The 22,148-nt window shown below is 69.5% G+C and carries 9 protein-coding genes; 8 read left to right on the forward strand and 1 reads right to left on the reverse strand.

Features of this window, described 5'->3' with window-relative positions; translation table 11 throughout:
• The first annotated feature begins 92 nt into the window (after positions 1-92).
• From U9983_RS05735 to U9983_RS05770, 8 genes are all read left to right on the forward strand, one after another.
• Positions 93-3,164: a LuxR C-terminal-related transcriptional regulator gene (locus U9983_RS05735; protein ID WP_322753017.1), complete on the forward strand. Its 3,072-nt coding sequence runs from the start codon at positions 93-95 to the stop codon at positions 3,162-3,164.
• Between the two features lie 310 nt (positions 3,165-3,474).
• On the forward strand, positions 3,475-3,933 hold the full coding sequence (locus U9983_RS05740) for a hypothetical protein (RefSeq protein WP_322753018.1): 459 nt from the start codon (positions 3,475-3,477) through the stop codon (positions 3,931-3,933).
• Between the two features lie 613 nt (positions 3,934-4,546).
• On the forward strand, positions 4,547-12,274 hold the full coding sequence (locus tag U9983_RS05745; protein WP_322753019.1) for an SDR family NAD(P)-dependent oxidoreductase: 7,728 nt from the start codon (positions 4,547-4,549) through the stop codon (positions 12,272-12,274).
• Between the two features lie 165 nt (positions 12,275-12,439).
• Entirely contained in the window at positions 12,440-17,335 is a 4,896-nt protein-coding gene (locus U9983_RS05750) for a beta-ketoacyl synthase N-terminal-like domain-containing protein (protein WP_416211288.1), read from the forward strand.
• A complete protein-coding gene (locus U9983_RS05755; protein WP_322753021.1) occupies positions 17,332-17,670 on the forward strand; it encodes an acyl carrier protein in 339 nt (112 codons plus the stop codon). The genes U9983_RS05750 and U9983_RS05755 overlap by 4 nt, the downstream gene beginning before the upstream one ends.
• A gap of 2 nt (positions 17,671-17,672) precedes the next feature.
• Entirely contained in the window at positions 17,673-18,635 is a 963-nt protein-coding gene (locus U9983_RS05760) for an alpha/beta hydrolase (protein ID WP_322753022.1), read from the forward strand.
• Positions 18,632-19,894 carry a glycosyltransferase gene (locus tag U9983_RS05765; protein ID WP_322753023.1) on the forward strand — a complete coding sequence of 421 codons (1,263 nt, stop codon included), beginning with the start codon at positions 18,632-18,634 and terminating at the stop codon, positions 19,892-19,894. Before U9983_RS05760 ends, U9983_RS05765 begins: the two co-directional genes overlap by 4 nt.
• A gap of 63 nt (positions 19,895-19,957) precedes the next feature.
• The gene (locus U9983_RS05770) at positions 19,958-21,817 is read left to right on the forward strand and encodes a class I SAM-dependent methyltransferase (RefSeq protein ID WP_322753024.1); all 1,860 of its coding nucleotides are present in this window, start codon (positions 19,958-19,960) and stop codon (positions 21,815-21,817) included.
• 55 nt (positions 21,818-21,872) lie between these two features.
• On the opposite strand, the gene U9983_RS05775 is transcribed toward U9983_RS05770, so the two are convergent.
• The gene (locus U9983_RS05775; protein ID WP_322753025.1) at positions 21,873-22,007 is read right to left on the reverse strand and encodes a hypothetical protein; all 135 of its coding nucleotides are present in this window, start codon (positions 22,005-22,007) and stop codon (positions 21,873-21,875) included.
• Positions 22,008-22,148 lie beyond the last annotated feature (141 nt).

The following is a 22,148-nucleotide window of genomic DNA, read 5'->3' on the forward strand; positions in this document are numbered from 1 at the left end:
AGCAAAAGATCGTAATGGCAGACCTGGCCTTGCCCCTAACCTCTCGTCGCGATACCACTACCTAACGCAGCTGAACGGTTAGGGGTGGAGAGATGGTTGACACGGAGGCTTCCGCCGTCGTCGTTCCCTACCCGGGCGCATCCGGTCCAGGGGTGCTGCCGATCGTCGTCTCTCGAACCTCCCCGCCGTCGCTGCCGGCCGCCCATGTCCCCCGGGCCCGTCTGTGGGAGGTGCTTGATCGAGGCGTGAGCGGTGGCATCACCATGATCAGCGGGGCGGCCGGCTCCGGCAAAACCGTCCTCGCGGCCTCGTGGGTCGCCGCCGCCCGATCGCCTGTGCCGGTTGCGTGGTTGTCCGTCGACGGGGATGCGGGTACTGATCTCTGGGCACATCTGTCGTGCGCGCTCGAACGTGGCGGCATCCTGCCAACCGGCCGCATTCCCGTTGGTCAGCCACTGGCGATGATCCCGCGGCCGGCACCGGACAGCGGCTTCGAACGGCGCTGGCGGGATCTGGCCAACGCGCTCGTGGAACTGCCCGCGCCCGCTGTGCTCATCGTCGACGACGTTCATCTGATCACCGACCCGGTCGCGATCGCCGGGCTCGAACTGCTCGCCACCGGTGCGGGCTCTGCGCTGCGACTGGTGCTGTGCGCGCGATATCCGATCATTGCTCTGCACCGGCTCCGGCTTGAGGGACGGTTGGTGGAGATCGGTCCGACCGATCTCGCGTTCACCGCACGGGAGGCGGTGGCCCTGTTCGAAGCGCACGGTGTCGATCTTCCGGACGAGAGTCGGGACTGGCTGTTGGAACGAACCGAGGGCTGGGCCGCGGGCCTCCGGCTGTCGGCTACTGAGGCGTCGGTGCACGACAGCGGTGGCGGCAGTGGTGATCGTGTCGGGCGTGGCGTCGCCGAGTACCTGCGTACGGAGGTGCTCGGTCGCCAGCCGGGGGAGGTTCGGCGGGTCCTCCTGCGCGCAAGCGTGCTGGACCGCCTCACCGGGCCCCTGCTCGACACGGTCGCGGCCGAACCATGCCCGACTGTTCGTGCCTCGACCGGCGTCACTGGGCCGACCGGCGTCACCAGGCCGGTCGGCGTCGCCGGGCCGGTCGGCCAGGTCGTGGACGGACGGGCGCTCTTGGCGGACCTGGCGGCGACCAACTCGTTCGTGGTCGGTATCGACGGCGCGGACAGCTGGTACCGCTTCCACCGCCTGCTTGTCGACATCATGCGAGCTGATCTTGCGGGGGAGGGTCGTGAGGACGAACCCGAGCTACACCTGCGGGCGGCGCTGTGGTTCGCCGAGCGCCGTGACTTCTCGGCCGCCGTCCGTCACGCAGGTCGGGCCGGGGATTGGCGCTATGCCGCCTGTCTGCTCGTTGAGGGCGGCCTCGGGGTGATCACAGGCTCCGGTGACGCTGGGCGCGAGGCCCAGGTCGGCGCATTGGTCGATGTGTTCCCGGTGGGGTCTGCCGACCAGTCGACCGAGTGTGCGCTCGTAGTTGCGGCACGCGGCGTCCGCGCGGGTGACGTCGAGGCCGCGGAGCGCTGCGTGAACAGTGTACGGATCCGGGTGGCCAGCCTTCCGGTGGGTCGCAGGCGTCTGGTCACGACCGTTCTCGACGTCCTCGAAGCGCGCTGTGCCGAACTGCGGGCGGATCCCGACGGGATGCTTGCCTGCGTTCGCAGGCTCCTGCGCGTCGGCCAGCGCCCGGACGTCACCGCCGTGCCGGCGGGAGCAGATGGTCATCATTGCGGGCTGTGGACCAATCTGTCCGCCATGCGTGCCGTCGCGTTTGCCACCCGCGGCCGGGCCGAGCTGTGGCGTGGTCGTCCCGATGGCGCATCCGAGTCGTTCCGGGCGGCACTGCGACTTGCCCGCGAGGTGGGCGCAGGTGATGTGGAGCTGTCGTGTCTGGGCGGACTCGCCCTGGCCCACGCCTGGCGCGGGCGGCTGCGCCAGGCCGAAGCCTGGGCTGGCAGGGCCGCGGAGGCGGACCGGAGCCGGTCGGCCACCACTGCTCGTGACGATGTCCAGCCGGCGGCGGTCACCGGGCTTGCCGACGTGCATCTTGCGATGGCGGTCGTCTCGTTCGAGACCGATGATTTTGTCGCGGCCCGCGGACACGCATTCGAATCAGAACGCTACTGTCGGCAATGGCCGCAGCCGGTGACCGCTGAGCTCCTCGTCCTGTTCAATGCGGCTGTCCTGGGTCGGGCGGGCGATGTCCGGACGGCCCGACGGTTGCTCGGCGCGCACCGTCCGGTCGGGCTGCCCGACATCTGTGTGCGGACCCGGCTGGCTACCGAGGTCGAGTTGCTGATCGCGGTGGGCAACCCGGACGCGGCGTTGGCCGTGGTGCGGCGCGGGATCACCGAACACCGCCCCGACCCGGCCGAACTGCTCGCCCTGGCCCGCGTCCATCTGGCCCGGGCCGACACGCCCGCTGCGGTGGCGATCCTGGCCCCCCTGCTGCGGGCCGACACCGGATCCGGGATCGGCAGCATAACGGCCGCGTGCGTGTTGGACGCGGTGGCGGCCGGCCGTGGCGGCGAGGTGGCACGTGCGACCGCGTCGCTGGCCCGCGCACTGGCGTTGGCGGAGGAGGAAGGCGTCATGCGTCCGTTCGTGGACGCGGGCGAGGAGGTGCGGGCGCTGCTGCGGGCGCATCCAGGACTGCGGGCCGCTCACCGGGTACTCGTCGACCGGCTGTTGACCCGGGGCGAGGCGGCGCAGCCCGGACCCGGGCCGGCGCAGCCCGAACCCGTGACCATGCCTCGAGGATCACTGTCGTCCATGGCTCGACCATGGCCGGAGCCGCGGGCGGTAGCCCAGAATTCCCAGGCGGCAGCTCAGGATTCCCAGGCGGTGGCCCGGCATTCCCTGTCTGCGACGCAGCATGCCCTGTCCGCGACGCAGCATGCCCCGTCGGGGCTGCTGGCAACGCCGGAGCCGATGGCGGTGCCGGTCGAGCCGCTGAGCGGCCGTGAGCAGGCAGTCCTGAGTTATCTGCCGACGATGCTCACCACGGCGGAAATCGCCAAGGAGATGTTCGTCTCGGTGAACACCGTCAAGACACACCTGAAGAGCATCTACCGCAAGCTGGACGTGGCGCGCCGGCGCGATGCCGTGCAGCGCGCCCGGGCGCTTCACCTCCTGTGACAGTCGCCCTCGCGTGCCGGTAGCCCTCGCGTGCCGGTAGCTCTTGTGCGCCGGTAGCCCTCGCGTGCCGGTTGCGGGCCACGTACGGGTACCGGCCGTTTACGGGTGCCCGGTGCCCTGAGTTCCCTGACATTGCCGTCGCTGCTTCCTCACCCGGCATGGAGGATGCGCTACCCGTGGTCGTGACCGGATTATAGTCCTCGCGGCGCTGGGCGACGGCATCCGATCGTGGGATGGGGTGTGTCGTTCGCGACGGGTGGAGGACCGGCGGCTTCGCCCGGTTCTGCGGACGCGGCGCGGAGGTGGCGCGATGGACCAGGTGCTCGACCGGATGGAGCTGCCGCTTTCCGGCGTCGAAGTCGAGCTGGTGAGCTCGCCGGTCGGACTCCTGCGCTGGCGGCTCAGGTCCGCGGATGCGTTTTCGGACGTTCTCGATCATCCGCTCGAACGCACGCCGATTCTCGGCTGGCGCCAGGGCACCACGTCGGTCGAGGGGCGCCGGCCGCCGGTGCCGTTCACGGTCGCGTGGGGGTCGCTTCTGGGCGGGCGTGGACCCCTGCGGGTCGTGCTCGTCCGCCGTCGCCGCTTCCGGGCTACCGTGCAGCGTAACCTTGACCCCATGACCCTCGGTGGCGCGTTTTGGATCACCGAGACCGAAGGTTTGTTCGAGCAGCTGGTCGTGTCGGATGGGACGATCGTCGAGAGTCGCGACCTAGGGCCTGGTCCGACTGCAGCTCGTCGCCCCCCGAGCACGCGGAGAGAAGCATGATCGTTTCTTCTTTGGTCGACTGGGCGTGGCGAGCCCGTCAGAACACCTGAAATAGGTTCTTGCTACCGGGTGAACTTTTCGTGGATGTATCCATCGGGCAAAGTCCGGCCGACGAGATGTTTCTTTGTGCCTATTAACCTGTTGCGCTCTCCGTCGGTTGGACCTGCCGTATGCCGGTTGGCCGAGAAACAGCCGTCGGCGTTTCCCGGCTGCGGGATGCTCACGCGGGTCCAGTGGACAAAGTTTGTTGTGCCTCCGATGGTTTTCTGTTGTTTTTCATGGTGTGATATGGTCGATATCGTAAAATCGATCCTATGCCAACGGCTTTGTGGCGAACAGGTACATGGTCATCGATTTTGTTCTGGTACGGCCAGAGTGGCCGTGGCAATGCGCGCCGTGGGTCTGTTTATGCGGCGAGTTTCGGCGGCGCCGCCTGCATCCGTTCGTAGGATTGCCGCCTGTGTCCGGTCCGCGGGGCCATTGTGTTCGCTCTTAGAGCGCCCGGCAGCAGGGCCATGGCGAGAACGCGCTGTGACCCTCCGCCTTCAACTGTCAGTGTTCCGCCCACGGCGCCTCGCCGACGGGTTGGGGGAGGGCCAGGAGGGATTGTCCAATGAGCATCAGCACGTCTCCAAACCCGCAGGCCCGGGAACGGGACCTTGTCATTGGCGTCACTCCGTTCACCGAGCCGGACGCGAGATTGGCAGCCGCCGTGACCCGGGCCGGTGGCCTCGGAGTTCTCGACCTGGGGCGCGACGCGGCGGCCGCGCGCACCGCGCTCGCCGACACGGCGCGCTGGGCCCGGGGCCCGTTCGGGGTGCGGGTTCCCGCCGGCTGCTCGACCGCGCCGGGCGATCTGCCGCCCGCGGTGGACACCGTCGTTCTTTCGTCCGACCTTCTTTCGTCCGACCTTCTTTCATCCGACCGGGCCTCGGTCGCCGGCTCGACCGGGGCGTGGTGGGACGTCGTGACCGCCTCCGCCGGGGGTCGCCGTCGGGTCCTGGTCGAGGTCACCTCGGTTGTACAGGCGCGGGCGGCGGTCGAGGCCGGCGCGGACGGCCTGATCGCCCGGGGTTGTGAGTCGGGTGGCCGGGTCGGCGACCTGACCACGTTCACACTGCTCCAGCATCTGCTGCACGCCGAGCTGGACCGCCCGGTGTGGGCCGCCGGTGGGATCGGCCCGCACACCGCCGCAGCCGCGGTTGCCGGCGGAGCACACGGGGTCGTGCTCGACGTCCAGCTCGCCCTGGTCCGGGAGATGGAACCGCGGACCGATGTGGCTGCCGCCATCCGGGCGATGGACGGCAGCGAGACCACGGTCATCGCCGGGCATCGTGTCTACGTCCGTCCGGACCTGCCGGTCGCCCACCTCGCCGGTCACGATCTTGACACGGCCGCTGTCGCCAACCGGCTGGGTGCCCGTGACCTGCGTGCGCAGTTCCTGCCGGTCGGCCAGGACGGAGCCTTCGCGGCCCTGCTCGCTGATCGTCACATCACCGCCGGCGGGGTCGTCGCAGCGCTCCGGGAGGCGATCAGGGGGCATCTCACCGTCGCCGCGCGGCTCGCCCCGTTGGCCCCTGGCGCGCCCTTCGCGGTCGACCGGGGTCTGCGCGTTCCGGTCGCGCAGGGGCCGATGACGCGGGTCAGTGACCGGGCCCAGTTCGCCAGGGCGGTGGCCGACGGTGGTGGCCTGCCGTTTCTCGCCCTTGCTCTGCTGAGCGGGCCCGAGGCCCGGACGCTGTTGGAGGAGACCGCCGCTCTGCTCGCCGGTGCACCGTGGGGTGTTGGAATACTCGGATTCGCCCCGCCGGAGATCCGTTCCGCCCAGCTGGAGGCGGTCAGCGCCGTCCGCCCGCCGTGCGCGTTGATCGCGGGTGGGCGTCCGTCCCAGTCGGCCCCGCTGGAGGCGGCCGGCATCGACACCTTCCTGCATGTGCCCTCGCCGGGTCTGCTCGGCCGATTCCTCGCCGACGGTGCCCGCAAGTTCGTCTTCGAGGGACGCGAGTGCGGTGGCCACGTGGGCCCACGCGCGAGCTTTCCGCTGTGGGAGGGCCAGATCGCGGGGCTGTTGGCCCACGGCGAACGGGTGGCCAACGAGGACGGGCAACAGGCCGGCACCGAGTTTTTCGAGGGTGTGCATGTGCTGTTCGCCGGCGGCGTGCACGATGCGCGGTCCGCGGCCATGGTTGCGGCAGCCGCGGCGCCGCTGGTCGAACGTGGCGCCCGGATCGGGGTCCTGATGGGCACCGCCTACCTGTTCACCGCCGAGGCGGTTGAGTCAGGGGCCATCCTGCCCGGGTTCCAGCAGGCCGCGGTGGACTGCGAGGGCACCGTGTTGCTGGAGACCTCGCCGGGCCACGCCACCCGGTGCGTGCAGTCGGACTTCGTCCGCGCCTTCGACGAACGCAAGGCCGAACTGCTCCAGCGGGGGTTGACCCGCGCGCAGGTGTGGGAGGAGCTGGAACGCCTCAACCTCGGCCGGCTGCGGATCGCGAGCAAGGGGTTGCGTCGCGAACGCGGGCGGCTGGTCGCGGTCGACCCCGAGGCCCAGCGCCATGAGGGCATGTTCATGATCGGGCAGGTGGCGGCGCTGCGGTCGGAACGGACCACGGTGGACGTCCTGCACACCCAGGTCACCGAGGGCGCGACCCAGGCCGTGGACGCCAGGGTCGCCGCGCTCGGTATCGACATGAGTGCCGTCGGCGGCGGCGGGTCGTCCGGCGTGGCAGGTGCGCGGCATGAGGTGCGCGAGGTCGCCCGTCCGCTGGATGTCGCCGTCGTCGGGATGGCCTGTGTGTTCCCGGGTGCCGCCGACGCGGACGAGTACTGGGCCAACATCGTCGGCGGCCTGGACGCGGTCACCGAGGTGCCCGGTAGCCGCTGGGACCCGAATCTCTACTACGACCCGGATACGGGCCCGCGCGACGCGGGGCGGCGGGTGCCGTCCAAGTGGGGTGGGTTCCTGGCCCCGCTGCCGTTCGACGCGCTGAGTTTCGGGATCCCACCGAAGGCGTTGAGCAGTATCGACCCCGGGCAGCTGCTGGCCCTGGCCGTGGCTGCCCGGGCCCTGCGCGACGCCGGATATGACGACCGTCCGTTCGACCGGTCGCGGACGTCAGTGGTGTTCGGCGCCGAGTCCGGCGCCGACCTCGCCTCCGCGTACGGCTTCCGGTCCACCTACCCGAGCGTGGTCGGCCCGGTTCCGCCCGCGCTCGACGAATGCCTGCCCACCCTGGACGAGAACTCCTTCCCCGGTCTGCTCGCCAACGTCATCGCCGGCCGGATCGCCAACCGCCTCGATCTCGGTGGGGTGAACTACACGGTGGACGCGGCATGCGCGTCCTCGCTGGCCGCACTCGACGCCGCCTGCAAGGAGCTGGTGGCCGGCACCTCCGACCTCGTGCTCTGCGGCGGTGTGGACACGCATAACAGCGTCCATGACTTTCTGCTGTTCTCCTCCGTCCAGGCCCTGTCACCGACCGGCCGGTCCCGCAGTTTCGACGCGGCCGCCGACGGCATCAGCCTGGGCGAGGGTGTGGCCGTCGTCGTGCTCAAACGGCTTGCCGACGCCGAACGCGACGGTGACCGCATCCATGCTGTGATCAAGGCGGTGGCCGGATCGAGCGACGGCCGGGCGCTGGGCTTGACCGCTCCGCGCAAGGCAGGCCAGGTGCTGGCGATGCAACGGGCATACGCCCGGGCCGGCATCTCCCCGGCCGACGTCGGCCTGGTCGAGGCGCATGCAACCGGCACGGTCGTCGGTGACCGGACGGAGCTCGCCGGCCTGACCGAGGTCTTCACCACCCACGGGGCGGCGCCGGCGAGCTGCGCGGTCGGTTCGGTGAAGTCCCAGATCGGGCACACCAAGTGTGCGGCCGGCCTGGCCGGTCTGATCAAGACGGTGAAGGCGCTGGAAACCGGTGTGCGCCCGCCGACGCTGAACCTCACCCAGCCCAATCCCTACTGGGACGCCGCAACCAGCCCGTTCTTCTTCGACACCGGGGCTCGTCCGTGGGCGGCACCCGCGTCGCGCCGGCACGCCGGTGTGTCCGCGTTCGGGTTCGGCGGGACGAACTTCCACGTGGTGCTCTCCGCCTACGACGGTGGGCCCGAGCCCGCCCACGGGCTGGACTCCTGGCCCGCGGAGCTTTTTGTCGTCCGGGGCACCGACCGGGTTGCCGCCGGCCGCACTCTGGACAAACTCGCCGAACTGATCAGGATCAACGACGGCGCCGGACAACCCTGGAAGTTGCGTGATCTGGCCGCGACGGTCGCGCGCAGACGCGGCGGAGCCGTCCAGGTGGCGTTTGTCGCGGCCACCCTCGATGATCTTCCAGACCTGGTGAGACGTGCACGGGCCTTTGAGCACGATCCGAAGGCGGGGATTTTCGTTGCGGCTGAGGCCGAGCGCGGGGCCGAGCGCGGCGCCGACGCCGAGACGGCTGACCCCGGTCCGGATGGTGGCGGAAAGATCGCCTTTCTCTTCCCGGGCCAGGGCAGCCAGCGGCCCGGGATGCTGGCGGATCTGTTCGTGGCCTTCCCACGCCTGCGTCACCTGCTCGAACGCGGTGAGAAGTGGGCGACGGCGATGTTCCCGCCGGCCGCCTTCAATCGTGGCGATGCCGCCGCCCAGCAGGCGGCGATCACCGATACGCGTACGGCGCAGCCGACTCTCGGGATGGCGGGGCTCGCCATGCACGAGATCCTCACCGGGCTCGGTGTCCGGCCTGACCATCTCGGCGGCCACAGCTACGGTGAGCTGGTCGCCCTGTGCGCGGCCGGGGCCATCCACATTGATGATCTTCTGTTGCTCAGTGCGGCGCGGGCGGAGGCCATCCTCGGCGCGGCCGACGCCTTCGCACCGACCGCCGACTCGGGAGCGATGGCCGCGGTGTCCGCCGCGGCCGGGCGTGTCCAGGAGGTCCTGGCCGCCGCTGGGACGGAGCTGGCCGACGTTGTGATCGCCAACCACAACGCACCGGACCAGACCGTGATCTCCGGTCCGACGGGCGCGGTCGACCTCGCCGTCGGACGCCTTGTGGCCGCCGGGCTGACGGCCCGGCGGATCCCGGTGGCGTGCGCGTTCCACAGCCCGGTGGTTGCGGGCGCGGTCGAGACGTTCGGCGCGGAGCTGGACAAGGTTGCGGTCGGCGAGCCGGGCGTCCCGGTCTGGTCGAATGTCACCGCCCAGCCGTACGAGCCGGAGCCCGACGCGGTACGACAGACGCTCGCCGGTCAGGTCGCGCGCCCGGTCCGATTTGTCGACCAGATCGAGGCGATGTACGCGGCCGGTGTGCGGATCTTCGTTGAGGTCGGGCCGGGGCGGGTACTCACCGGGCTGATCGGCCGGATCCTCGCCGGCCGGCCGCATACGGCGCTCGCCACGGACGTTCCCGGCGAACCCGGGCTCCGCCGGCTTCTGCTTGCGCTGGCTGAGCTTGCCGCTGCGGGTGTCGCCGTGGACACGACGCCGCTGTTCGCCGGGCGGGACGTGCGTACGGTCTCAGCCGCGAACTGCCCACGCCGACCCGGTTGGCTGGTCGACGGCCACATGGTGCGGACATCCGATGGACGGCATCTGGCCGGCGGGCTGCGGCCCGCGGACGAGCTGACCCGGCTGGCGGACGATGAGCCCATCCCACCGGCGATCCAGAGTTCCCGGCCGCTGCTCCCCCCCATGGCGCCTCCGCCGGTGGGATCCGCGCCGGTGGGATCCGCGCCGGTGGGAGAAGCGCCCCTGGGATCCGCGGCAGTGCGAGGAAACATCCCGCCACAGGGCCTGTCCCCGAACGTCGGCATGGACGTGACGGGCATGGACGTGACGGGCATGGGCGTGACGGGCATGGGCGTGACGGGCATGGCCGTGACCGGCACGAATGCCACCGCGGACGCCTCAATGGACACCACCATGGTTGAGTTTCTGCGCGCCACCCGGGAGCTGGTCGCCGCGCAACGCGATGTCATGCTCGGCTACCTCGGTGCGTCAGCCGGAGTGGGAGAACGGAAAGGCGCGGAGTCCACCCGGGAGCCGATCCGGGTGCCGACTGTGCCCACGCCCACTCTCCCCGTTCAGGGGCGTCCGGCGCTGGTACCTGCCCAGGCGGGGCCACCGGATGCGGGCGGCCCCGGGGTGGCCCCGATGACGTCGGTGCAACCGGCGGTGCCCGTGCTGGATCCACCTGCGGTGTTGGGTCTGGTTGTGGATGTGATCTGCGCGGCTACGGGTTATCCGCCGGAGATGCTGGAATCAGATTTGGATCTTGAGGCTGATCTGGGTATTGATTCGATCAAAAGAATGGAGATCCTGGGGGCGTTGACAGCGCGCGTCGGATCGGCGGGGGACGGCACCGCTTCGGCCGGTGGCAGCGGTGGCATGACCGGCGCCTGGGATCTCGCCGATGCGATGGTCGAGGAGCTGGCGCAGGTCAGGACCGTCCGTGGGATCGTTGACTGGATCGTCACCCGGCCAGGTCCCAACGCTGATGTGGTGCCTGCTCCGGCCGGTGACCAGGTCAGTGATCGTGCCGGTGACCAGGCCGACGACCTTGCCGGTGACCGTGCCGACGACCAGGCCGGTGGCCAGACCGGTGACCTTGCCGGTGACCGTGCCGACGACCCGGTCCCCGACAGGGACGCGCGGGTGGTGACGAACATCGGTTCCACCGTCGACGTCGACACCGTTTACATCGACCCGGGCAGGCTACTGGCGCATGCGGATCGTGAGCAGCCAGGTGTTGCATCGCTGCGGCGGTTCGTCGTCGACGTCGTCGCACTGCCGTCACCGCGCCCGCTCGCGGAGACTTTCGCCGCGGCCGAGAACAACACCGGGGCCGGGCCGTTGTCGGGTTCCCGGTTCGCCGTCGTCGAGGGTGGACTGGGTATCGGGCTCGTCCTGACGACCATGCTGGAGCAGTATGGTGCGGCCGTGCGGATGTTCTCCGCCGCCGACGAGGTGCTCGCCGATCAGCTTGCGAGCGGCGTCGGGGCGGACGGCGTCCTGTGGGTGTCGCCGGTGGACCGGGATGCCCCACCGGCCCTGCCCGCTGCGTACGGTCCGATCCGGGCCGCGGTCGCGGGCGGAACCCGCCGCCTTGTCGTCGCGACCGGCAGTGGTGGCAGTTTCGGTCGATCCGCGACCGATGAACCTGGTCCGAGCATCGGGATGGCAGGGCTGGCGCGCACCCTTGCGCGGGAGGCGCCCGACGTGCTCGTCCGGGCGGTGGATCTCGACCCCAAGGAGGCCCCGACCCGGCTCGCTGAGTACCTCCTCACCGAGTTGCTCACACCGGACGCCCCTGTCGTGGTCGGCTACCGTCATGGGGCCCGCTTAACTCCGCGGGTGGTGCCTGCGCAACTGTCCTCGACCGGTGTGGGCGTGCCCGCGCTCGGCCGGGACTCGGTTGTGCTGCTGACCGGTGGTGCCCGCGGTATCACAGCCAGGGTGGCGCTGGCTCTCGCCCGCGCCACCGGATGCGGGATCGAACTGATCGGCCGAACCGTGCTCCCGGCCGCGCCGGAGGACCCGGCAACCGCCGCCGCGCCGGATGCACCGCGGTTGCGGCGGGCACTGATCGACACGGGCGTGCGTCGACCGGCCGAAATCGAGGCCAGGGTGGCCCGGTTGCTGGCGGAGCGGGAAGTGCGGGCCACTCTCGCCGCACTCACCCAGACTGCGTCCTACGTTCGATACCACGCGGTGGACGTGCGGGACGCTGACGCCTTGCGTCAGGTCGTGGCCGCGGTCTATGCAGACCGCGGCAGGATTGACGGGGTCGTGCACGGCGCCGGGGTCGTTGAGGACAAGCTGCTGCGGGACAAGACACCGGAGTCGTTCGACCGGGTGTTCGCGACAAAGGTCGAAGGTGCCCGGACGCTTGTCGACGCACTGCGTCCCGATCTTGATTTCCTGGTCCTGTTCGGCAGCGTGGCAGGGGTGTTCGGTAACCGGGGTCAGGTTGACTACTCCGCGGCTAACGATGCTCTTGACACCTGCGCCCATGCATGGTCGCGGCGTTTTCATGGCCGCGTCGTCTCGCTGGACTGGGGGCCATGGGGCTCGTCCGGTCGCGATACCGGTCGCGATACCGGTCGCGAAACTGGTCGCGAAACTGGCATCGAAACCGGCGGCGTGGACGTCGGCAGGGGAATGGTGTCCGCCGAGTTGGAACGTCAGTATGCCCGCCGGGGTATCGGTCTGATCGATCCGGATGCCGGGGTCGTCGCCGTTCTACGTGAGCTGGCCGCTGATGTCGATGTTCCGCAAGTGGTGTACATGTGCGGCCTGCCCGGGGCGCTCGATGACGGATTTCTCGGTTTTGGGATCGCGGATGTCGAACTATAGCTCGCATAGGGCTAGCGTGCGCGCACAAAGAGTCACTATTGTGCGCCTTTGGCCCACCAGTGCTTCGGGGACTGCGGCCTCCGGCGATGCGACAGAACCACGATCGCATCGCCTTTGGCCCACCAGGCAGGCGCTCGCGTGAAGCCGGCGATCGCGGTCGTCGGGATGGCGTCGGTGTTCCCGGGCGCGGGTGACCTCGCTACCTACTGGAGCAACATCGTCAGCGGGGTGGACGCGGTCCGGGATGTGTCACCGCGGCGCTGGGATCAGGAGTTCTTTCATCCGGATTCCGCGGCTGACTCCGGTGCATCAGGTGGTGGCGCACCAGGTGGTGGCGCACCAGGTGGCGGCGCACCAGGTGTCGATGGACCAGATGGCGAACTCGGCTCCGGGGCGAAACCGGTGGTCGCCGCCGACCGGATCTACTGTCGGCGCGGCGGCTTCGTGGAGGAGTTCGCGACCTTTGACCCGATCGAGTTCGGGATCATGCCGCTTGCCGTGGACTGGGCCGAGCCCGATCAGCTGCTGGCGCTGCGGGTCGCAGCCGAGGCCGTCGCGGACGCCGGGGGCGCTGACACACTCGGCGATCGTGGCCGGACAGGCGTGGTACTGGGGCGCGGCAGTTACCTCGCCGCGGGTCTTGCCCGGCTGGACCAGCGGGTCAAGGTCTCCACCCAGCTCGTCACCACGCTGCGGGAACTCGTCCCCACGTTGACGACCGACCAGCTCGCCGCGGTCCGCGCCGCGTTCGTCGAAACCCTCGGTCCGGACCGTCCGGAGGCCGCGATCGGTCTGGTGCCGAACCTGGCCGCCTCGCGCATCGCCAACTGGCTCGATCTTCGTGGCCCGGCATACACGTTGGACGCGGCATGCGCGTCGTCCCTGATCGCGGTTGACACGGCCGTGCGCGAGCTGGCGGGCGGCCGGGCGGACGCCATGATCGCGGGTGGTGTGCATCTCGTCCAGGAAGTGACGTTCTGGAGCGTCTTCTCGCTGCTGCGGGCGCTGTCCCCGACCTCGCGGATTCGGCCGTTCGACCGGCGGGCCGACGGCATCCTGATCGGTGAGGGCGTCGGGATGGTCGTGCTGAAGCGACTCGCCGATGCCGAACGTGCCGGTGACCGCATCTACGCTGTGATCCGCGGTTGTGGTGTTTCCAGTGACGGGCGGTCCTCCACCTTGCTCGCGCCATCGCAGCAGGGGCAGATCCTGGCCGTCGAGCGGGCCTGGGCCGACGCCGGGCTGGACCCGACAGCGCCCGGTGCGCTCGGTCTCGTCGAGGCCCACGGGACCGCCACCCCGGTCGGGGACGCGGCGGAACTCGCCACCCTGGGACGGGTGTTCGGTCGCGCCACCGATGCTCCGCCGATCGGCATCGGTTCTGTGAAGTCCATGATCGGTCATGCCATGCCCGCGGCCGGCGCCGCCGGGCTCATCAAGGCCATCCTGGCGCTGCACCACCGGACACTGCCGCCGACCCTGCACTGCGAGCAGCCGCATCCGGCATTGGCGAGCACCCGATTCGAACCGATACGTGAAGCCGCCACCTGGGAGGCGCCCGACGGCGTCCAGCGGCGGGCCGGTGTGAACGCGTTCGGGTTCGGCGGTATCAACGCCCATGTCGTCGTCGAGGAGGCGCCGACGTCGTCGAACGCGCCGTCCATCGCGTTTCCGGTGTCGGGCGTCACCGGCGGTTCGACCAGGCAGCCCGGCAGGAGTCTGCAGCAGGGTGCCGAGCGGGTCCTGCTGGTCGCCGGGGCGAGCACCGCGGCGCTCGTCCGGGCGCTCGCCGTGCCCGACGAGGAGCTGCTCGCCCGCGACGATGCCGGCAACATGCCCACCGGGGGCCCGTACCGGCTCGCGATCGTCGCACCGGACAGCCGGCGGCTTGCGCTCGCCCGGACGATCGTCGAGCGTGGTACCGCCTGGCGTGGCCGCAATGACCTGTGGTTCACGGCGTCGCCCCTGCTGGGGCGGCGTGCGCTGGAACATCCTGACGGCACTGCCGGGCCGGGTAAGGTCGCTTTCCTGTTCTGCGGTCTGGAGGACGGGTTCCACCCGCGGGTGGACGACGTCCGCGCGCATTTCGCCCTGCCGCACCGGGCGGTCGACGCCGGCACCGTCGACGCCAGCACCGTCGACGCCAGCACTGGGGTACTGGGCACGCACGGTGTCGCCAGCGTCGAGGTGGGACGCATCCTGGACATGGCACTGCGCCGGCTGGAGATCGTCCCGGACGTCCTGGGGGGTCACAGCATCGGCGAGTGGAATGCGATGATCTCCGCTGGAATGATCGCCGATGACTTCGTGGACAGGTTCATCAACTCGTTCGATCCGAGTTCTCTCGATGTGCCCGGTGTGGTCTTCGGTGCGCTGGGGTGCGGGGTGTCCCAGGCCGTCGCAGCCATCGACGGACTGTCGGATGTGGTGATCTCCCATGACAACTGCCCCCATCAGTCGATCATCTGCGGGGGGCGCCGCAGCGTCACTACCACTCTTGAGCGGCTGCGCGGCCAGGGTGTGCTGTGCCGGATACTGCCGTTCCGGTCCGGCTTCCACTCCCCGTTCTTCGCGCCCTACCTGGACCGGGTGCGTATGGACGTGGCGCGGACCCCGATCGGCGCCGCCACGGTGCCGGTCTGGTCGGCGACGACGGTCGCACCGTACCCGCAGGATCCTGCCGCCGTCCGTGACCTGTTCGCGCGCCATCTGCTGGAGCCGGTCCGTTTCCGTGGGCTCACCGAAGCGCTGTACGCCGCGGGCGTGCGGGTGTTCGTTGCGGTGGGCACGGGGAGCATCGCCGGTTTCGTGCAGGACACAATGGCGCGCGCCGAGTACCTGACCGTCGTCACGAACACCCCGAAACGTAGCGGTCTTGACCAGTTGCGGCGGGTGGCGGCAGCGCTCTGGGTCGAGGGAGCCTCCCCGCGCATGGACCTGCTGCCGACGGTGGACCGGGCCGTGGCGGCGCCGGCGGCAGTCTCGGGGTCGGCGCCGGCGGCAGTCTCGGGGTCGGAGCCGGCCGCCAGCCGAACGCGACGCGGTAGGCCGATGCTGCTCAACCTGGGCGCGCCACTGATCCGGCTGGGTGAGCGGGCCGCCGCGTTGGCACCGCTGCCGCTGCCCGAGCCTGCCCGGCCGCTTGCCGACCAGCTGGCCGAGCAGCTTGCCGAGCAGCTTGCCGACCAGGGGGAACATCCCGTTCTCGCTGAATTCGCCGCGTTCATGGCAGACACGAACGAGATGGTCTCGACCGTCGTCGGACGGTGGGCCGCCAGAAAGCCGCCGGCCGCAGCCCCGGGGGCAGAGCCGGGCGCGGCCGTGACGGCCGCGCTGCCGGGGCCGCCGCGTAGCGTCCGGCGGACACTGTCGATCGAAACCATGCCGTACATCATTGATCACTGCTTCTACGGCCAGCCGCCGGGGTGGCCGCATCTCGCCGACCGTTTCCCGGTGATCCCGATGACCACCCTGCTCGAGATGATGATCGATGAGGCGCGGGCGTTCGCGCCCGGTCGGGTGGCGCTCGGGCTGACCGACATCCGGGCGCTGCGCTGGCTCGCGATCGCGCCTGCGGTCGAGGTGACCATCACCGCGGTCGCGGTCGGACCGGACGCGGTGATGGTCAATGTCGAGGGGTACGCACGCGGCACGGTCATCCTTGGCGACGACTACCCGGCGCCGCCGACGCCGTCCGATGAACCACTGCCCGACCTGCGGCGCGATGTGGTCGACGGACAGTCGATCTACCGGAGCGGACGGTTGTTCCACGGGCCCGGCTTCCAGGGCCTGGTCGCGGTCGGGCCGATCTCACCGAAGGGCGTCCACGGCGAGTTCGTCGTCACCGAGGCTCCTGGCGCGCTCCTGGACACCGCCGGCCAGCTGTTCGGCTACTGGCCGATGGAGTACCTCCGGACGGACTGGCTCCTGTTGCCCACGACGATCCGCTCCCTGCGGTTCTTCGGCCCGCCTCCGGTGGTAGGCGACCGGCTGACCGGCACTGTGTGGGTGCGCGACGTGGGGGACACGACCGTCACCGCCGACCTGGAGATACGGGCCGCTGACGGCACAGTGTGGGCGGTGATCGAGGGCTGGAAGGACCGGCGGTTCTCCCAGGATGACGTGACGTGGGCGATGCTGCTGAGTCCGGCGCGCAGCGCGATCGCCGAGCGCGCCGAGGGCGGATGGGTGTTCGTCCGGGAGCGATGGCATGACACCGCATCCCGCGAGCTCATGCTGCGTCACCACCTCGACGCCGATGAGCGGGCAGCGCTTGCCGCCAGGAATCCGAAGGCGGCGCGGCAGTGGCTGATTGGACGGATCGCGGCGAAGGACGCCGTCCGCCACTGGCTCTGGGACGGCGGCGCCGGTGACGTGTGGGGCATCGAGATCGGCGTGTCGAACGAGCCGTCGGGCCGGCCGGTGATCGACCGGTTGCCCGACCGTGGCGGCACACCGATCGCGGCGCCGCCACATGTGTCGCTGGCCCACACAGGATTCCTCGGCGTGGCGCTGGTGCATCCCGAGGGCGATGTCGGCATCGACATCGAGCGGGTGGCGCCGCGTGCGCCGGGCGTCGAGACGCTCGCCCTCGCCGAGACGGAACAGGTCCTTCTCACGGAGGTCGCCGGCGCCGACCCGGACCGGCGCGCACTGTGGTTCACCCGGTTCTGGACCGCGAAGGAATCGGTGGCGAAGGCGGACGGCGTCGGATTGGCGGGCCAGCCGAAGAGGTTCGTCGTGGACACGGTGGCACCCGGTCATCTCCGGGTCCGCGTGGACGCTCCGCGAGCGCACGTACGCTGGGTCGCCCACCAGCTGATCGACAAGGCCGGCGAGCCCGTGCCGGACCGCGCGGCCACCGGGTCCACCGGGTCCACCGCGGCCGCCGGATCCACCGACCGGGCCGAGGCAGACCATTATGTCGTGGCATGGACCTCGCCGGCGGTCGAGCGGGCGGCCAGCGGAAACCGGTGGAGCGCTGGTGAAGGAAACGGAAAAAACACGAATGAAAGCACCGCAGAGAGCGGTCCAAAAGGCGGCGAAGGAGTATGGACATGACGACCGAGTACGCGCTGGTTTCCGCCGAGGTGCCGGCCGGCGGCCGGGCTGTGGTTGAGGCCCGGGTCCTCGGTGAGGTGGCGGCGTTGCTGCGTGACATCATCGGCGAGGAATATGTCATCGATCTGGAAATCGCGATGGAGACGTCGTTCAACACCGACCTCGAACTGGAGAGCATCGAGTTTGTCACCCTTGCCGATCGGATGCGGGAACGCTATGGCGACATGGTCGACTTCGTCGGCTTTCTCGCTGGCATGGGTGTCGACGAGGTCATCAACATGAAGGTCGGCCAGGTGGTTTCTTACATCGCCGGCTGTCTCGCCCCACGGTCGTAGCAGTGGCCGAGATTCTTGCGAACGGCGTCCGGCTGCACGTCCAGCGGCTGCCACCCAACGGTGGCCCGCAACCGGGGTCGCCCGTTGTCGTCACGGTGCACGGCATGGTCATGGACAACATGTCCAGTTTCTACTTCTCGCTCGGTAACAGTCTCGCCCATGCGGGCGCTGACGTGATCTGTTATGATCTTCGGGGTCACGGGCGCAGCGAGCGGACGCCGGCCGGCTACGGTATGGCGAACGCGATGGCGGATCTGGCGGCGATGCTCGACGCACTGGGTGTCGACAGTCCCGTCCACCTGGTCGGCAACAGTTATGGGGCCACCATGGCGCTGGCCTACGGGCTGGAGTTTCCCGAGCAGGTCGCGAGCCTCACGCTGATCGAACCGCCGTTCCTCATCGACGGCCTAGGCGCTGAGATGGCCAGGTCGCTCACGCAGGTTCTGGTCGGGCTTTCCGACGTCGAGGTCGAACAGTGGCTGGCGGAGTCCGCCGGTCGGGCCGTCAGCCGGATCACCCGCAGCGCCCAGTCACTGCTGCGGGACACCTCGATCGCGCAGGACATGCTCGCCACCGTCGCCTTCTCACCCGAGCGGTTGGCGTGTCTGGACATACCCGTACTCGCGGTCTATGGGGGAAACTCCGACATCATCGGGCAGGCCGAGGGGCTCGCCAGACTTGTCGGCAACTGCACGCTGATCATCCTGGAGCATCACACGCATGCCGTGCTGCGCGAGGCCGCCGAATACCTGCGCAGGTTGATGCGGTGGTGGCTGTTCGACCGCGAGCACCCGATGCCGACCTACACCCGCGGCCCCGGGGGGGAATTCGACACCCCTGGGTGGGTGACACTGATGGTCCCGCCGGCGGATCTCAACAGCCCGAAACCGGACAGTCCGGAACCGGACGGCACACAACGAGCGGATCATGCGGCGATCGACGCCGGCCCGGTGACATCCCCGTGAGTCGCTTTCTGTTCGTCGTGCCGCCGTTGACCGGGCATGTCAACCCGGCCGCCGGAATCGCCGGTGAACTTACCGAACGCGGTCATGACACCGCCATCGCCGGCCACGCCGGTGTGATCGGGCCGCTCCTGCCACCCGGACTCGCCCTGCTTCCGCTGACGGGCGAACTGTCCAGCGCCGATCAGGCTGCCATCAGCGAGAGGTCGAGGACGCTGCGTGGCCCGGCATCGCTGAAGTTCCTGTGGGAGGACTTCCTCATCCCACTGGCCGCGTCGATGGTCGCGGATGTGGAGGCTCTGGTCGACGAGTTCGCGCCGGATGTGCTCGTGGTGGACCAGCAGGCGATCGGTGCGGCGTTGGTCGCCCGCCGTCGCGGCCTGGCGTGGGCCACCCTGGCGACCACGTCCGCGGAACTGGACAACCCGTATGAGGTGCTCACCGGGGTCGGGCAATGGGTCGTCGATACTTTACGTGACTTCCAGCGTGCCCAGGGGGTGTCAGAACACGACGCACGCGTCGGCGATCTGCGCTTTTCCGACCAGCTGACCCTGATCTGTTCAGTGCCGCAGATGCTGCGGACGGCCGACTTCCCCGGGCACTACGTCTTTGTCGGGACGCCGGCCGGCTGGCGTCGACCGGCGCCGGCCTTCCCCTGGGAATGGCTCGACCCGCAGCGGGAGCATGTGCTGGTCTCGTTGGGGACAGTGACCCGAGAGGCCGGCGGGCGATTTCTGCGGATCGCGGTGGAGGCCCTTGACCCGCTCGCGCATCGGCTGCAGGCGATAGTCGTGGCGCCGCCCGGGATCGTGAATGCACCCACAAGCGGTGCGGCCGAATTCGGCGAGCTCGGATCGGGCGTCGCGCGCGGTGACATCAATGGCGGTGACATCAACGGCGGTGACATTCGGAAGCACGTTCTCCTGCTACCCTACGTGCCGCAGGTTGAGCTGATGCCGCGATTGTCCGTGGTGGTGTCGCATGGCGGGAACAACACCGTCTGCGAGGCGCTCGCGCACGGGGTTCCACTGGTTGTCGCGCCGGTCCGGGACGACCAGCCGATTATCGGTGAGCAGGTCGTACGCGCCGGCGCCGGTCTGCGGGTCCGGTTCGGGCGGGTGAGCGCGCCCGCGTTGCGCGAGTCGATCACTTCAGTGTTGGACGACCCCTCCTTCCGCACGGCCGCCGGGCGGTTGCGCGAGGACTTCACGGCGGCCGGCGGCGTCACGGCCGCTGCGGATCACCTGCTTACGATGGTTTAGCCCGATCACGATGGTTTAGCCCGGTCAGGATGTTTTAGCCCGGTCAGGAGGCGATGCCGGGCGATGTTGTGGTGGCTGCCGATCCTGATGTGCGTCGGGATCATCGCGAACGGAATACGGCTGCGCGGCCGGCTCCGTCGTCTGGACACGGTGCCCGCGAGCGGCCGGCCGGTGGATCCGCGCCACGAGTTCCTGGTTGCCCGTGACGTCCGGCTCACCGCCGCCGCGCGCCGCGCCGCAAGCAACCACGCCAGTCGCGAACGCCTGCGGGTACTCGACCTCATCCCCGCTGATCTGACGGTCGAACGCGCGCTCGACGTCGCCCGGATGGTGGACACCCGGACCTACCGGACCGACCGCGCCGCGCTCGGCCGTGGAGCCTTTCAGGCGATCCTCGCGGACGCGGAGCTGTTGCGCCTGGCCGGCATCCACCAGCGGGAGGGCTTCGACCCGGTCGAGCTCGTCGACATCATCGCCCGGCTGAAGAACTATGCGACCACCGGTACGGATCTCGTGGTCGTACCTGGGCTGAGCGCCGCCCGGGATGATCCGGTCAGCCGGGCGCGCGTACAGAAACGGACCTACCGGGCTAGGCCGCTGAACCTGCTCGCCCCGACGTTTCGGGACATCGCCATGGTCTGCGGTGGATCCGTCAACCTGGGCTGGGCGCTGGTGGCCACCGTCCTCTTCTGGTTACAGCCCTTCTTCGTCTGTTTCGGGCGGGTACCGTTGCAACCACGCGACCTTGCGCGCAGCCCGGTCGTTCGGATTCTCGCCGGTGTCGAATTTGTCGTCGCCGCGGCCAGGAATGGTCGCCGTACCGCTGCGCGGAAAAAAGCGCTGAAGTCTTCGGGGCTGCCCGTGGACGGGGCAGAAAAGGACGTCCGGATCGCGGCCGGACGATGCCGTGAGTCATTTCAGAGCCGGCTCGGGGAGGGCAGCGATGCCCTTCTGGAACCTGCTCGGGAAACCTGTCCGTGGTGCGGATCGCCTGACGTTGTGACCCGCCTTGAGTCCCGAGACATCCAGCAGCTCACGCCCGGTCGTTTCCGGTTGGAGCGGTGCAGGGGATGTGGTCATGTTTTTGTCAACCCGCGGCTGACGAATGCGGTCGGCGACTTTTTCGGCCGCGGCCACGAGGACTTGGTGGGCGGTCCTGCCGGATATTTTCCCGGCAGCATGCGGGTATACCGGGAACGCGCCGAGATGCAACGACCATTTGCCGCTCCACGGGCCTGGCTCGATGTGGGAACCGGTTCCGGTCGCTTCTGCGATCATGCTCGGGATATCTGGCCCGATACCGTGTTCGACGGGCTGGACACGTCGCCGGGGGTTACCGAGGCCGGTCGCCGCGGGTGGGTCGATCATGCTTTCCAGGGAACTTTCGCCGACCGTGCCGCCGAGCTGGGTGGCCGTTACGACGTTGTCAGCATGTTCCGGTATCTGGAATATGCACGCGATCCGTATCTCGAACTCGACCTGGCGGCCAAGACACTGGTCGCCGGGGGATATCTCGTGCTTGAGCTTCCCCATGCCCAGTGCCCGGCCGCGGGTTTCCTTGGGCGTTTCTGGGTGGGCTGGTCCGTTCCCCGGCATCTGCACCTGCCGACCCCCGACAACCTCACCGCGGCCCTGGCCGAACGCGGCCTGCGCCCGGTCGCGCTCCGGTTCGGCCGGGTGCACCGACCGGGCGACCTCACCGCCGCTGTTCACCTTGCCCTGCAGCGGATGGCGCCGGACCCGAGCTTGCCGTGGTTGCCCGCCGGGTCGACGGGTTGGCGCAGGTTGCGTCGCGGCAGCGCGCTGGTGCTGGCCACGCCGCTTTTTCTGGCGGCCGCAGCGATGGATTTCGCGCTGCAGCCGGTGTTTCGTGGTGGACGCCGTGCGAATGCCTTTCGGGTGGTCGCCCGAAAGGAGGTCTGAACGCTTGGGCCGATCGGGTTGTCATGCCGGTAGGGCCGTTGTCCCGATTGGTCCCCTATGTCGTTGCGTGGGTGTCCGGCCGCGGTCCGCCCGAATCGAGTGCTCTGGGCGCCGCGTCGTCCCGCCAGTCGCGGACGAGGCCGACGATGAAGATTCCGATGAAGAAAAACAGCAATGGCAGCAGGATCATCTGTGCTCCCAGCGGAAGAGGAGAGCCGGCGCGGCCGCACTGCGCAGGACAACCCCAGGTGCCTACCCTCCTGCGGAACACATCTCACCTGACGTCCGATCCCGGTGACGCTGTGACACACGTGGAGGTCGTCGGTGATGT

The sequence above is a fragment of the Protofrankia sp. Cas3 genome, from assembly GCF_963555955.1.
In the GTDB taxonomy this organism is placed as follows: domain Bacteria; phylum Actinomycetota; class Actinomycetes; order Frankiales; family Frankiaceae; genus Protofrankia.

Coding starts and splice junctions, on each gene's coding strand:
- U9983_RS05740 (WP_322753018.1), top strand. CDS start 3,475: ATGGACCAGGTGCTCGACCGGATGGAGCTGCCGCTTTCCGGCGTCGAA.
- U9983_RS05750 (WP_416211288.1), top strand. CDS start 12,440: ATGGCGTCGGTGTTCCCGGGCGCGGGTGACCTCGCTACCTACTGGAGC.
- U9983_RS05735 (WP_322753017.1), top strand. CDS start 93: ATGGTTGACACGGAGGCTTCCGCCGTCGTCGTTCCCTACCCGGGCGCA.
- U9983_RS05770 (WP_322753024.1), top strand. CDS start 19,958: ATGTTGTGGTGGCTGCCGATCCTGATGTGCGTCGGGATCATCGCGAAC.
- U9983_RS05745 (WP_322753019.1), top strand. CDS start 4,547: ATGAGCATCAGCACGTCTCCAAACCCGCAGGCCCGGGAACGGGACCTT.
- U9983_RS05755 (WP_322753021.1), top strand. CDS start 17,332: ATGACGACCGAGTACGCGCTGGTTTCCGCCGAGGTGCCGGCCGGCGGC.
- U9983_RS05775 (WP_322753025.1), bottom strand. CDS start 22,007: ATGATCCTGCTGCCATTGCTGTTTTTCTTCATCGGAATCTTCATCGTC.